Below are 13277 nucleotides of genomic sequence, written 5' to 3' on the forward strand. Positions count from 1 at the left end.
CTGGGAGGTGTCATCGAAGGAAGCAGGAGGAGCCATGCCAACCACGGTCCAGGCCCGCTCAACGGAGAGCCGGCCCCCCGCCCCCCGCACGTTCAGCGGCGCGACCACGGCGGTCGCGAAGGACCTCGGTCGGCTCGTCCTGCAGTGCGGAGACCGGCCGGGCATCATCGCCGCCGTATCGCAGTTCCTGGCCGATTACGACGCGAACATCGTCGAGTCCGACCAGGCGACAACGGATCCCGAAAGCGGCCGGTTCTTCCTACGCATGACGTTCCGCCGCGTCGATCTGACGGTCCACCTCGCGGATATCGAGAAGAACTTCGAGCTGAGCCTGGCCGACAAGTTCGAAGACGTCCAGTGGCAGTTCACCGAGGCGGCGATTCCGAAGCGAGTCGCGATCATGGCCTCGAAGACCGACCACTGTGTACTCGACCTGCTGTGGCGCGCTCGCCGCGGTGAACTGCCGATCGATATCGGTCTGGTGGTCTCCAATCACCCCGACCTGGCACAGGATGTGCGCAGCTTCGGCGTGCCTTTCGTTCACATTCCGGTCGACCGGAAGGACAAGGCCGCTGCGGAAGAGAAGCAACTGCAGCTGCTGTCGGGCAATTTCGACCTCGTGGTGATGGCGCGCTACATGCAGATCCTGTCCGCCGATTTTCTCGACCGCATCGGTTGCCCGGTGATCAACATCCACCATTCGTTCCTTCCCGCTTTCGCTGGCGCGGGGCCCTACGAGCAGGCGAAGGGGCGTGGCGTGAAGCTCATCGGCGCGACCGCGCACTACGCGACCCAGGACTTGGACGAGGGCCCCATCATCGAGCAAGACGTCGTGCGGGTCTCCCATGCACTCGACGTCGCGGCCCTGACTCGTCGCGGCGCCGATGTCGAGCGGGCGGTGCTGACCAGAGCGGTCCAGTGGCACTGCGAGGACCGGGTCCTGCGGTATGGCAACTCGACGGTGGTGTTCGCCCGATGACCGCGACACTGATCGACGGGAAGGAACTCGCCGGCATCGTGCGCCGGGAGGTGACCGGCCGGACTGCCGCGTCGGCGATCGCACCCGGTCTGGCGACGGTCCTGGTCGGCGAAGACCCGGCCTCGGGCATCTACGTCGCGAGTAAACGCAAGCTCTCGGTCGCTGCCGGATTCCGCGATCTGCACCGTCATCTGCCCAGCGACGTCACCCAGGAAGAACTGGAACGAGTCGTCGATGAGCTCGGCGCCGACGACGAGGTCGACGGGATCCTGGTCCAGTTGCCGCTGCCCGCCCACCTCGACGCCGCGGCGGTGATCGCTCGCATCCATCCGGACAAGGACGTCGACGGGCTGACCGAGGTGAGCGCTGGTCGTCTGGCGCTGAATCGGCCCGGTCTGCGCCCCTGTACCCCGTCGGGAGTGATCCGCCTGCTCGACTGGGCGGGAGTTGGGATCAAGGGCGCGCACGCTGTCGTGGTCGGCAGATCCGATCTGGTCGGGCGGCCCCAGGCCCAGCTGCTGCTCGCTCGGGATGCGACGGTCACCATCTGTCACCGCTACACCGCCGACCTGGCGTCGGCGACGAGGACGGCCGACATTCTCGTGGTCGCGGCCGGAGTGCCGGGCCTCGTGGGCGCTGAGCATATCAAGCCCGGCGCGGCGGTCATCGATGTCGGAATCCATCGCACCGAGGACGGTCTCTGCGGTGATGTCGACTTCGAGTCCGCGCGACAGATCGCAGGCCACCTCACGCCCGTGCCGGGCGGGGTGGGCCCGATGACAATCGCGTCACTCTTGCAGAACACGCTCACGGCCGCGGAGTTCCGTCGTGGCATTCGTTGAGGACGACCCGCGTTCCCGCCTGGCGGCTGCGCCCGCTGTGGCAGGGCGGCCCTGTGCGGCTCCCCAGTACTTCGACTTCACTCGCATCGCCCCCGAAGTCGCCGAACACGGAAGCCGCACCTGGTGGGTTCGTGGACAGAACTTCGCGCTCGCTTACACGATCGCGCAGGCCGGTGATGTCCTGACCCGCCACGACCAGCCCGATGAGTACATCGCCTTGTTCCCCCGGGAACCGGTCGAGGCTCGAATCACTTCGGATACCGATTGGACCGAGGTAAGCGCTGCGACGCTCGTCGTGGTGCCCCCGGGTGTCAGTGCGATCGAGTGCACGCGAGAAACCCACGTCGTGCGTATGTTCTCCGCCGCCTCCCCAGACGTGCTCGCGAAATGCGCGAATCACGATGAGTACACGGAACCACACCCCAATGTCACTGGTTTCGTCCCGTGGCCCGCACCGGTCGGCGGATATCGGCTGCGTACGTACCGGATCGCTGACTATCCCTATGAGAATGGACGCTTCGCCCGGATCTTCCGGTGCAGCACCTTCATGGTGAATGTCTTCGACCCGGACCTGGCACCGCGTGATGCCGCCGGACTGTCCCCGCATACGCACGACGATTTCGAGCAGTGCTCGCTGGCGGTGCGGGGCGAGTACATCCACCACATCCGCTCACCATGGACATCTGATTCGAATACGTGGCGCGAGGACGAGCACGTGCGGGTGTCGAGCCCATCCGTGGCCATAATCCCGCCCCCGACGGTGCACACCAGTCAGTCGGTGAGCCAAGCCGGCAATCAACTCGTCGACATCTTTTGCCCGCCGCGCGCCGATTTCTCGGCGCAACCGGGCTGGGTGATTAATGCCGCAGATTATCCGGCACCGTCGGAGGAGGTCGTCGGTGACCGATAACTTCGCGGATCTATTGCGCCGGTCGGAACGGACCTTATTCGGCACCTGGGTCAAGATGCCGACGACGGTCGGTGTCGAACTGCTCGCCCTCGCTGGCTTCGACTTCGTTGTCATCGACATGGAGCATGCCCCGCTGGGGCTGGAAACCGTACACGAGCTGATCGGCGCGGCGCGTGGGCACCGCATGCAGGCACTCGTGCGGGTCCCCGACCGGCAGCCCTCGAACATCTCCCGGGTGCTCGACTCGGGAGCCGCGGGGGTGCTGGTGCCGCACGTCGACAGCGCCGCCGAGGCGGCTGCGGTGATGAGCGCCGCCCGATTTCCGCCTGAGGGGTCCCGTGGTTTCGGGCCGACGGTCCGCGCCGGAGCCTGGGGTGCCGATGCCGAAACCTACCGGGCGAGCGGAACCGAAGCCTTCGTTGCCCCGCAGCTCGAAAGCAGGGCCGCGATCGAGGACGTCGCCGCGATCGCATCCACACCGGGGCTCGGGGCACTGTTCGTCGGCCCGGTCGACTTGGCAGTCGCCACCGGCCTGGCGCCGGACTCGGCCGAATTCCGCGAACTCGTATCCGCAGTGGAAATGACCGCCGAGCGGCTCGGAATTCCACTCGGCACCGCCGTGGGTGCCGACAGCGCCGCGGCGCGTGAGCGTGCGCGGCGCTACGACTTCGTGCTCGTGGCTAATGACGCATCACTGCTGCGGACCGCCGCCGCCGAGCTGATGACCGCCCTCACAACCCCCTGACCCGACAACCCCCGAATCCCTCATCCGCGGGCGAACTGTCCGCCGATGAATCTCAGAAGAACGCTCGAGGAGGAGCTATGGCAATCAATCGGATCGATCACGCTGCGGTGCGGGTCGCTGATCTCGGACAGGCCCTGGAATGGTACGAGGACGTCCTCGGACTCACGGTCCTGGACCGCAACTCCGAACGGGCGTTGCTCGCCTGCTCTGGTGAGGAGGCCGACCTCACCCTCATCAACGGCGGCCAGAGCGTGGTCAGTTTCGCCTTCGGTGTCGATCACGGCGACGATATCGACGAGATCGTCTCGCGTTTGAAAGCCAACAGTGTCGAATTCGAACGGTACAAGGAGCCGGACCGCCCCGGGCACGGCGAAATCCTCGGGTTCGACCTTCCCAGTGGACACCGGATGGAGTTCGTCGTCGGCTACGGTGATCGTACTGCGGGCCAAACGAATACGAAGTCCGACGGCGGCTTCCGGCCGACCGACATCGATCACATCAACCTGCTCGGTGAGGCCGACCCGCGCGAGGTGTCGGACTTCATGAAGATGGTTCTCGGGTTCAAGCAGTCTCTGGTGCTGACGATGGCCGGTAAGTGGGCGGCATCCTGGCTCCGAGCGACCAAACTCGATCACGATATCGCCTACATGCAGGCGCAGCGCCCGAGCGACCGCCTCCATCACATCGCGTTCGCCGTCGAGGACGGCAACCACTACTTCCGGCTCAGCGACCGCCTGGTCGAGACCGGCAACCGCTGGGAGTTCGGTCCCGGACGTCACATGGGTGGGATCCCGCGCGACACCTACGGTTTCGGCACCAACTGCTTCGCCTACGCCTTCGACCCGACCGGCAACCGCAACGAGTTCAGCGCCGGGATGAACGAGTTCGAGGATCACGAGTACTACATGGCCGAGACCAGCCCCGAGAAGTTCCCCGAGATCATGAACGGCTGGGCCTACAACATGCCCGAGACGTTCATGACGATCGGCTCGTAACCACGACGCCCTCGAGGTCATGATGCAACCGGAAAACAACGTGCTGCGAACACGGGACGCCATCGTCGAGGCCGTTCACCGAAGCTGGTGGAACGTCGACCGAGAACTCGGAGTAGGAAGCGAACTGTTGTTCGCCGAGGGCGGAGTCTGCGTGATGCCTGCGCTTACGATGCGCGGTCGACATGAGATCGCGGAAGGGTATGCGAAGCGGCAGAGCAACGGTCCGCGGTTGTCGAGGCACCTGGTGTCGAACCTGGTCGCAACCTGCACCGACAGCGAGAGGGCTCACGCCTCGTACGCGCTCTCGCTGTTCGCTGCCAACGGCGTCGCTCCGCTGACGGTGTCCTCGCCCTCGGCGATCTGCGATGTCGAGGACCGATTCGTCCTGACCTACAGCGGATGGCTGATCGAACACCGCGAACTCACTGCGGTGTTCGTGGCGCCGGACAACGACTCGGTCATGCTGCGCGCCGGGGAGAGTCGGTGACTTCGCAGGTGGGTGTACCCGCTCCCGTCGTGCTACTGCACGGCTGGGGTGGGTCCTACGCCACCACGTGGCGTGGCTCGCGCATCGAGGAAGCGCTGCGTGCGGCAGGGCGCACCGTGCTCGAGATCGATTTGCCAGGCCACGGTCAGCGGCCCGTTTCCCACGATCCTGCCGACTACGAGTTCCTCGCCGATCGGCTCGCCGAAGAGCTTCCTGCACGGGGAGTGCTCGATGCAATCGGGTTCTCGCTCGGCGGCAAGCTGCTCCTGGAACTCGCCACCCAGCAACCCGGCCGACTTCGTCGGCTCGCCGTCGGGGGAGTGGGCGCGAATATCTTCCGCGCGGAGGCCGGTGCGGAAGTGGCGCAAGCACTGCTGCACGGCCCCGCTTCCGATGCGCCGCAGGCCATTCGGTCGGTGGTGGCTGACGCGCTCGCATCCGGGAACGATCCCGCGGGCTTGGCGGCGGTGATCCGCCGGCCGCCACGTCCGATCAGCCGCGCAGCGCTGGCCGGAATCCGCTCGAAAGTTCTGCTCGTGGTAGGTGCGGACGATCGGATCGCAGAGGACCCGGAGCCTCTTATGCGAGCGGTCCCGGCTGCGCGGACCGTTGTCGTCGCAGGACTCGACCACACCGCGACCCCGTCATCAACCGAATTCGCCGCACTGGCCGTCGATTTCGTCCTCGCAGACAACTAGCCGCGCTCCTGCGCTGCCGTAGCGGCAGCGCGGGAGTGAACGCTGTCACCGATGCTCACTTGGAGGTTCCATGCCCGACGCAGTCATCGTGGCGGCCGCGCGCTCGCCCATCGGGCGCGCCCGCAAAGGGTCGCTCGCCACTGTCCGCCCTGACGACCTCGCCACCCAGATGGTCCAAGCCGCATTGAGCCAGGTGCCCGAACTGGATCCGGCGACCGTCGATGATCTCGTGTTGGGCTGCGGTCTCCCAGGGGGTGAGCAGGGCAACAATCTCGGCCGAATAGTCGCTGTCCTCGCGGGCTTGGACACGGTGCCGGGGACGACCATCACCCGGTACTGCGCGTCCTCGGTGCAATCCACGCGCATGGCACTGCACGCGATCAGAGCCGGCGAAGGCGAAGTGTTCGTGTCGGCGGGCGTCGAGACGGTCTCCCGATTCGGGAAAGGCAGCTCCGATTCTCTGCTCGACACCCGGAATCCGGTATTCGACCAGGCACAAGCCCGCACGGCCGCACACGCCGAACAGGGGGTCGAGGACTGGATAGACCCCCGCACGAACGGTCTCCTGCCTGATGTCTATATCGCCATGGGACAGACTGCCGAGAACGTCGCACGATTGCATGGTGTGAGCCGCGAGGAGATGGACCGGTTCGCCGTTCGTTCGCAGAATCTTGCGGAGAAGGCAATCGCCGACGGATTCTTCGACCTCGAAATCACCCCCGTCCGATTGACCGACGGATCGGTTGTGAGTGCGGATGACGGTCCGCGCCCTGGCGTGACCTACGAGGCTCTGGAGCGGCTCGAACCGGTCTTTCGAGCGAACGGACTTGTCACCGCAGGCAACTGCTGCCCGCTCAACGACGGCGCGGCCGCCCTGATCGTCATGTCGGACACTCGAGCGAGCGAACTCGGGATCGTTCCCCTGGCACGAATCGTTTCGACAGCAGTGACCGCGTTGTCTCCCGAGATCATGGGTATGGGCCCGGTGGAAGCATCTCGGCAAGCTTTGGCCCGTGCCGGAATGACCATTGGAGACGTCGATCTCGTCGAGATCAACGAAGCATTCGCCGCGCAGGTCATTCCCTCGGCGCGAACGCTGGGCATCGATCCGTTCGGTGAGAAATTGAATGTCCACGGCGGTGCCATCGCGCTTGGCCACCCGTTCGGGATGACGGGTGCCCGTATCACCACGACTTTGCTCAACGGATTGCGGGCTACCGGCAAGACCATCGGCCTGGAGGCGATGTGCGTTGGTGGCGGGCAAGGTATGGCGATGGTCATCGAGCGCCTGTCATGACACTGCGCGGAAACGGTGCTCACCGACCGGAACACTGTCGATCGGAGCGAACCGACCAATCCGTGATCTCCGATGCGAGATAGAGGGTCGCAGATGGGTCCGGTCGATCGCAGAGATATCCTCGAACTCGCACGGATTTGGGCCCCCTACGGCGGAGCGCCCGCAGGTGAGATCTTGGTTCGATTCGGGATCAGCCGCCCGGACTTCTACAAAAGGGTATTGCACGCGCTTCCAGGCTGCACTGACTTCTTCTTGAGTGAGGAAGAAGCCCGCGCAGTGCGCGATGTGGCGTTGAGGTTCGTTTCGATCTAGCCACGACATCAATTGTTGCCATTACAGCACCTTCCCTTTGAACACCCTGTCGGCGAATCGGGCCGGAAACACCTTTGAATCCTCAGTTCCGCCAGCCCGGCGACGGCCGATTTCCATATGCTGTAGGCGGTCCCGAGACCAGCGGTGGTATTGAACTTGAGCATTCCGCCCTCGATTCCCAGCGAACCGGCGTCGATTTCGATGATGGATCGTCGGCCGCGGGGGCGGGACTCGGCGCGATGTGACGGTGCGCCGGGTTCGATGGTCAGGGTGCCGTGCTGAACGCGGAGGCGTTGCCGACACCCTGCTTACAAATCAGTTCAGAACTAATCGGTGTGTCGGGCTGAACTGCGGTGCAACGTATTCATCACCACTGGGATGGTTGATCGGGTGAAACCAGCTACCGACCGGGTTGTTCGGGGCCTCGGGGGCGATGTGCTGGCGGCGGAGCCTGTGAGGATGTCCCGGGAGGGCGTCGCCCCGACGTCCTCCAGCTGTGCTTAGGTCATGTCTTCTGCGGGTCGCACGAGTGTTGTAGGACATCGGTGCCACCTGGATCCGACCTGCCGAAGTCAAGCTTCGAATCGCCTTTCCCAGTGACAGAACCGTATTCGACAGCGGCGGACATGCGGATTCGGATAGAGCGGCGTGTCCTGCGGGCAGCGACGGCGTGTCCTGGTTCGCTTCAAGGGTGGCTGGTCTACGTTCGATGGGCTCCGGAACGGTTTCTGCTCGTTCGGGTCAGATGCGCGAAATAGCATAAGCGCAGGCACGGCGTTTTTCCCAAATGTCGATGGGTTCGGATCTGGCAAACACGGACGATTTGCCAACAAATACGTTGTTCCTCCAACTGCCGGAAGGACATTGCTTCCATGGGCTACTCAAGTGGACGGTTTTTGCATGTACAGGAGTCAGCCAAGTGACAGCCCCTCCGGCGATTCGCCCGCGCAGTCGATTCGTCGGGCGAGCAATTATCGGCGCGTGCGCCGTCACTCTGGCTGCGGCATCGCTGATTATCAGTCCGCCACCGGCATCGGCGGAGCCACCCAGGTGGGACAACTGCGACCTGCCTACCTGGGACGAGTGGTTCTCCAATACCAATCGCATCGCCCGATGCACCTTCATGCTGGACCCCGCAAAGGAACCGTTCACCCCTGCTGAGCAGAAGTTCACGTTCACTGTCCCCCCGTTCAATGTTACCGAAATCGTCGTTACTGCCATCGGAGGCAAGGGCGGTAAGGGCGGAAACGGAATTGCAGGTGCGGTGGGTGGGTCCGGCGGGTTGGGAGCGCAGGTTACCTCGCGGTTCATGGTGAAACCGCACGAACAACTGACCGTTATCGTCGGGCGCAGCGCCCCCGAGTTACAGGATGGCCGTATCGGTGGTGCAGGTGGTGATGCCACAGAGATCCGGGCCGCCGACGAGAGTCAATTGATCATCGCCGCCGGCGGCGGCGGCGGTGGCGCGGCCGGAAGCGGGCAGGGCGACGGCTACCGCGGAGGCCCAGGGGGCACAGTCGACAGCAGGCCGGATTGTGTGGGGTGCGGAACAGCGGGCGCAGCAGGACACGGCGGGGACAGTGCGTCGACCAGTACGGTCCCCGGAGGCAGTCCGGACATCATCGCCAGTCCATACCGAGGTAGTGCTGGGCGGCCGGGTCAGGTTGCTGCAGATAAGGCCGAGAACTGTCCGTCCGGGGGAGCCTCCAACGAGGACAGCCGCGGTGGGAGCGGCGGTTCCCCTAATGGAGACCACAGCGGTGGAGGCGGCGGTGGAGGTGGCAACCCGGGTGGATGCGGAGGCTTCCACGGTTCAACCCAAAGTTTCAACGGTGGAGGTGGTAGCGGGGGTGGCGCAGGCATGTCACAAAGCGCAGGTATGGACACAGAAATCGCCACCACCGCAACATCTTCGGGCGTCTGCCGTGACCCTGATATCCCAGCCCCCTCGACACGCCATGGCTCAGTGGTCATCTGCTTCGAACACGGCCCGGTCCCGCTGGCTATTGAGGAATGGATCAGTTCACAGTCCTGAATCGTGAGTTCGGCGCCCACCCGGCGACAACCCCGGAGCTGTCCGATTACGGGAAGGCCCTATGTGTCAGCCTGACGTGAGTCCGCTGGTTCACAGCAACTCAGGGTTGTAGCGCGAGAGACGGATCGATTACCACGATGACTACCACCAGCACGACGCGTCGGTGGTCCGAAGAGAGTGTCGGGATGGGTAGCTGAATCCCCCGGGGAGAGTCCGGAGGCTCATGCGCTGCCTTGAACGACTCCGCGCTCGAGCAGGTCTATTACGCAAAGACCCGCCCGCCCGCAGAACCTACGCCGGCCACATGACATTTACGGGAGCATCCCGCAGACGGTGATCGATCGGGTGCGGAAGTGGCGACCGATCTGCCAGGCAGGTCAGCGGACTGCTGCCGCGGCAACGGCTGCCGCACCGGAATAGCCGCCAAGTGAATGCGGCTTATGGGAAACTTCGAGTAGGCCACATAGATAAGATAGATTATGTTATGATTCATGCCTGTTGGCCGCCCCGGCGGCCGAGCGAGTGGCGTTGTTCGGTGTCGAGTCCGGTTCGGTCCTGGCTCGTCGACGATTCGAAGACAAGGAAGTCACCGATGCTCAGATCCAAGACCGCGCGATCCCATGTCGGCAAAGTTGTCGCGATTACCGGCGGTGCCCGGGGGATCGGGTTCGCCACGGCCGTCGCGCTGGCGGGTGAGGGCGCATCCGTCGCGCTCGGCGATCTCGACGGTGACCGAGCGCGGGCTGCCGCCGAGGGGCTGGGTGTCGCGGCGTACGGCGGGCACCTCGACGTCAGTGACCGTGTCTCCTTCCGGGAGTTCATCGCCGAGGTGGAGCAACGGCTGGGGCCTATCGACGTCTTGATCAACAATGCCGGGATCATGCCGTTGGGGCGGATTCTGGAGGAAGACGAGGGACTGACCCGCAAGATCATCGATATCAATCTGCACGGCCCGATCATCGGGACCAAACTGGTGGCGCCGTCGATGGCGGCCCGTGGCGGAGGGCACATCATCAATGTGTCCTCTGCGGTCGGACGTGTCGCTCTGGCGGGCGCGGTGACCTACAGCGCGTCGAAGTACGGACTCATCGGTTTCACCGAAGCGGCTCGCGCCGAACTGCGCGACAGTGGTGTCGAAGTGTCGTGCGTTGTACCGATGATCGTCAATACCCAACTGGGGGCGGGATTGTCGACCGTGAAGGGCCAGCGCACGGTGGAGGCCGCCGATGTCGCGAACGCGATTGTCGAAGTGATCGCCAAGCCGCGCTTCGAGGCGTGGGTTCCTGTGACGGGCCGACTGCTCTATACGCTGATGTCGCTGGTTCCTCGGCGTTGGTCCGAAGCGATCAGCCGCAATGTCGGCGCCGCGCACGTTCTCGACCGTCCGGATCGGGCGGCCCGCGACTCCTACGAGTCCGGTGTCCGCGGACTCGTCGAAGATCACCGGAACCGACAGCAGTAGGGATCGTCCGGAACGCGATCGACCTCGCGGGCATCAGTGCACGCTGTTGTCCGCGTATCGGGTGATGACGCCTTCGAACTCGTCGAACACGCGGTGCAGCTCTTCGATATCGACCGGTGAGCGCCAGGACTGCATGCCGATGAGCAGGCTGATACCCATCACCGAGAGCAGATCCGCCTTTGCCTCGTCATCGATCAGATCGCGTACCAGGGTGCGCAGTGCTTCGAACCGGCTGTGATCCACACGGCGCTGGAATTCTGCGACGATCGGATCACCGTTGCTCCACGCGCGTATGGCGATTTCCGCCCCGTGCGGGACCTGAATGGCCAGCTCTTTCATCAGGCGGACCCGGTCACTGGGATCAGCTGGTCTGGAGGACAGTTCGGCGATGCGATCGGTTCGCTCTTTCTCCCAATATTCCAGAAGATCGGTGACGAAATTCGCCCAATTTCCGAAATAGTTGTAGAACGATCCCGTTGTCACATTCAGCATTTTGCACAGGGTCGACATCTTGAGCGAGTGGTGTCCTCGATCGGCAAGTATCCGCATCGCGGCCTCGAAATAATCTTCTCGTGTCACCGACAACCGCAACGGATATCAGTCTCCCTAAAATAGCGCGGACACACTGCCCGACATGATCGGCCTCAGTATACTCGCGCTCCGCGCGTATTACGGTCGGGCTGCCGGGTGAAGGGCCGGGGACGAGTTCGACCGGCCCGTGTGGTGAGGCCGGTCGCGGTGTTTGTTTCGAAAGGTCAGAACACGCGTCGCAGAAGCCACTTCTTCGCGGTGGTGTAGGGCGGATAGAGAATATTCGGATCCGGCCAGGTCGTTTTGCGGACGACGGATTTGCGGTGACTGAAGGTCTCGAATCCCCAGCGGCCGTGATATGCGCCCATTCCGCTGTTTCCCACCCCGCCGAACGGGAGTTGGTGGACCAGCACCTGGAACATGAGGTGGTTGATCACGGTGCTGCCGTTGCTGATTTCGGTCAGGATGCGCCGCTGGGTTCGACGGTCGGAGCTGAACAGGTAGACAGCGAGTGGTTTGGGGCCACCACGGACGTGAGCGATCGCCGCGTCGAGAGAGTCGATGGTGATCACGGGCAGAACCGGTCCGAAGATCTCCTCGGTCATCAGGGGTGAGTCGATATCGGGATCGATCACGATCGTCAGCTCGGCCCGCGCTCGATCGGCGTCGACGGTCCCACCGTGGACGATCCGGCCACCGCTGCTGTTCAGCATGTCCGCGATGCGCGCGGCGTGCCGGGAGTGCACCAAAGGCAGCAACGTATCGCGGTCGGCTCCGAAATCGGTGATCGCGCGACGCAATTCGGTGATGAACTGCTCGCGTTGATCGAGATGGACGAGCACATAGTCCGGGGCAACGCAGGTCTGGCCGGAGTTCATCGCCTTGGTCCAGGCGATGCGGCGCGCTGCGACCCGCAGGTCGGCGTCCTCGGCGAGGATGACCGGACTCTTGCCGCCGAGTTCGAGGGTCACCGGCGTCAGATGTTCGGCAGCACCGGCCATAACGGCCTTGCCGATCTGTGCGCCGCCGGTGAAGAACACATGGTCCAACCCGTGGCCCAGCAATTGTTGTGTCTGCTCTGCCGCCCCTTGGACCACGGCGAACGCCTGCGGGTCGAGATAGTTCGGAATCAGTTCGGCCAGCAACGCCGACACTGTCGGGGCGTGCTCGGACGGTTTGACGATGGCGCAGTTGCCCGCTGCGATCGCACCGACGAGCGGTGCCAGGGTGAGGAAGACGGGATAGTTCCACGGCCCGATGACCAGGGCTACCCCCAGAGGCTCGTACTGGTACCAGGCACGGCCGGGCCGCGCGCTCAACGGAATCCCGGTACGGCGTGGCCGCATCCATGACCTCAGATGTCCTCGCGCATAGCGCGATTCCGCGATCACAGGTGCCAGGTCGGCCAGCCATCCCTCCGTTGCGGGGCGTCCCAGGTCCGCGGCGAGCGCGGCGATGAATTCCTGCTCGCGTTCGACGAGCAGGGCCTCCAGTGCGAGCAATTGGTCCTTGCGCCACTGATCAGACAGTGTGCGCCCCGTAGCGAATCGGGTGCGCAGCCGCTGGACCGCTGCCGTGATCTCGGTGTTCGAGGTGGTCGTGAGAGTGGGATGCGCGGTGGTGGGCGTCGATGTGTGCGCAGGTGCTGGCTCGGACATGAATTGTCTCCTTCGTTGGAGTGTGGTGGCAATCCGGTGGAAACGGCGCCGACCTTTGCAAACATATCATGAGTTATGTTATGTTTGACTGCGATGCGGAGTGCATCGACCGGCCGCGAAGGAGTGCCGTCATGAAAGTCGCCGTCGACTACAGCAGGTGCGCGGGTCTCGGTATCTGTGAGTCGTTCGCCTCGGAGATCTTCGAAATCGATGAGAGCGGTGCCCTGCTGGTTCGGCGCGCCGAGATACCCCAGCAGATTGGCGCTGCGGTACGCGCCGCTGTCGCGGGATGCCCGACCGAGGCGCTACGCCTCGAGGACGACTAG

12 protein-coding genes are annotated in these 13277 nt (G+C 64.2%); 10 read left to right on the forward strand and 2 right to left on the reverse strand.

Annotated elements, in window-relative coordinates; translation table 11 throughout:
- Window positions 1–34 precede the first annotated feature (34 nt).
- The 9 genes from purU to DAT37_RS35735 all read left to right on the forward strand — a co-directional run bounded on the left by purU (window position 35) and on the right by DAT37_RS35735 (window position 10762).
- Window positions 35–979 (forward strand): formyltetrahydrofolate deformylase, encoded by a 945-nt coding sequence (gene purU / locus DAT37_RS35685; protein ID WP_109529356.1) that lies wholly within the window; start codon window positions 35–37, stop codon window positions 977–979.
- A complete protein-coding gene (locus tag DAT37_RS35690) occupies window positions 976–1821 on the forward strand; it encodes a bifunctional 5,10-methylenetetrahydrofolate dehydrogenase/5,10-methenyltetrahydrofolate cyclohydrolase (protein ID WP_109529357.1) in 846 nt (281 codons plus the stop codon). Before purU ends, DAT37_RS35690 begins: the two co-directional genes overlap by 4 nt.
- On the forward strand, window positions 1808–2731 hold the full coding sequence (locus tag DAT37_RS35695) for a cupin domain-containing protein (protein WP_109529358.1): 924 nt from the start codon (window positions 1808–1810) through the stop codon (window positions 2729–2731). Before DAT37_RS35690 ends, DAT37_RS35695 begins: the two co-directional genes overlap by 14 nt.
- Window positions 2721–3476, forward strand: a complete 756-nt coding sequence (locus DAT37_RS35700; protein ID WP_157978854.1) for an HpcH/HpaI aldolase family protein — start codon at window positions 2721–2723, stop codon at window positions 3474–3476. Before DAT37_RS35695 ends, DAT37_RS35700 begins: the two co-directional genes overlap by 11 nt.
- A gap of 77 nt (window positions 3477–3553) precedes the next feature.
- The gene (locus tag DAT37_RS35705) at window positions 3554–4471 is read left to right on the forward strand and encodes a VOC family protein (RefSeq protein WP_109529360.1); all 918 of its coding nucleotides are present in this window, start codon (window positions 3554–3556) and stop codon (window positions 4469–4471) included.
- Window positions 4472–4493: 22 nt separating this feature from the next.
- Window positions 4494–4958, forward strand: coding sequence for a nuclear transport factor 2 family protein (locus tag DAT37_RS35710; RefSeq protein ID WP_232840210.1), 465 nt, complete (start codon window positions 4494–4496; stop codon window positions 4956–4958).
- Window positions 4955–5656, forward strand: coding sequence for an alpha/beta fold hydrolase (locus DAT37_RS35715; RefSeq protein WP_157978855.1), 702 nt, complete (start codon window positions 4955–4957; stop codon window positions 5654–5656). Before DAT37_RS35710 ends, DAT37_RS35715 begins: the two co-directional genes overlap by 4 nt.
- A 70-nt stretch (window positions 5657–5726) precedes the next feature.
- Window positions 5727–6953, forward strand: a complete 1227-nt coding sequence (locus DAT37_RS35720; protein WP_109529363.1) for an acetyl-CoA C-acetyltransferase — start codon at window positions 5727–5729, stop codon at window positions 6951–6953.
- 2939 nt (window positions 6954–9892) lie between these two features.
- Window positions 9893–10762 carry an SDR family oxidoreductase gene (locus tag DAT37_RS35735; protein ID WP_109529366.1) on the forward strand — a complete coding sequence of 290 codons (870 nt, stop codon included), beginning with the start codon at window positions 9893–9895 and terminating at the stop codon, window positions 10760–10762.
- A 33-nt stretch (window positions 10763–10795) separates the two neighbouring features.
- Here the strand turns inward: DAT37_RS35735 and DAT37_RS35740 are convergent, their stop codons facing one another.
- Window positions 10796–11311: a TetR/AcrR family transcriptional regulator gene (locus DAT37_RS35740; RefSeq protein ID WP_269814827.1), complete on the reverse strand. Its 516-nt coding sequence runs from the start codon at window positions 11309–11311 to the stop codon at window positions 10796–10798.
- Window positions 11312–11517: 206 nt separating this feature from the next.
- Complete coding sequence (locus tag DAT37_RS35745; RefSeq protein WP_109529368.1) at window positions 11518–12951, reverse strand: aldehyde dehydrogenase family protein; 1434 nt, start codon at window positions 12949–12951, stop codon at window positions 11518–11520.
- Between the two features lie 131 nt (window positions 12952–13082).
- Between DAT37_RS35745 and DAT37_RS35750 the strand changes: the two genes are divergently transcribed.
- On the forward strand, window positions 13083–13277 hold the full coding sequence (locus tag DAT37_RS35750; protein WP_109529369.1) for a ferredoxin: 195 nt from the start codon (window positions 13083–13085) through the stop codon (window positions 13275–13277).

It is taken from the genome of Nocardia aurea (assembly GCF_003123685.1).
Taxonomy (GTDB): domain Bacteria; phylum Actinomycetota; class Actinomycetes; order Mycobacteriales; family Mycobacteriaceae; genus Nocardia; species Nocardia aurea.

What these genes read in the sequence shown, in the direction of transcription:
- DAT37_RS35705 (WP_109529360.1), top strand. Translation starts at nt 3,554, where the DNA reads ATGGCAATCAATCGGATCGATCACGCTGCGGTGCGGGTCGCTGATCTC.
- purU (WP_109529356.1), top strand. Translation starts at nt 35, where the DNA reads ATGCCAACCACGGTCCAGGCCCGCTCAACGGAGAGCCGGCCCCCCGCC.
- DAT37_RS35690 (WP_109529357.1), top strand. Translation starts at nt 976, where the DNA reads ATGACCGCGACACTGATCGACGGGAAGGAACTCGCCGGCATCGTGCGC.
- DAT37_RS35745 (WP_109529368.1), bottom strand. Translation starts at nt 12,951, where the DNA reads ATGTCCGAGCCAGCACCTGCGCACACATCGACGCCCACCACCGCGCAT.
- DAT37_RS35720 (WP_109529363.1), top strand. Translation starts at nt 5,727, where the DNA reads ATGCCCGACGCAGTCATCGTGGCGGCCGCGCGCTCGCCCATCGGGCGC.
- DAT37_RS35740 (WP_269814827.1), bottom strand. Translation starts at nt 11,311, where the DNA reads ATGCGGATACTTGCCGATCGAGGACACCACTCGCTCAAGATGTCGACC.
- DAT37_RS35735 (WP_109529366.1), top strand. Translation starts at nt 9,893, where the DNA reads ATGCTCAGATCCAAGACCGCGCGATCCCATGTCGGCAAAGTTGTCGCG.
- DAT37_RS35710 (WP_232840210.1), top strand. Translation starts at nt 4,494, where the DNA reads ATGCAACCGGAAAACAACGTGCTGCGAACACGGGACGCCATCGTCGAG.
- DAT37_RS35750 (WP_109529369.1), top strand. Translation starts at nt 13,083, where the DNA reads ATGAAAGTCGCCGTCGACTACAGCAGGTGCGCGGGTCTCGGTATCTGT.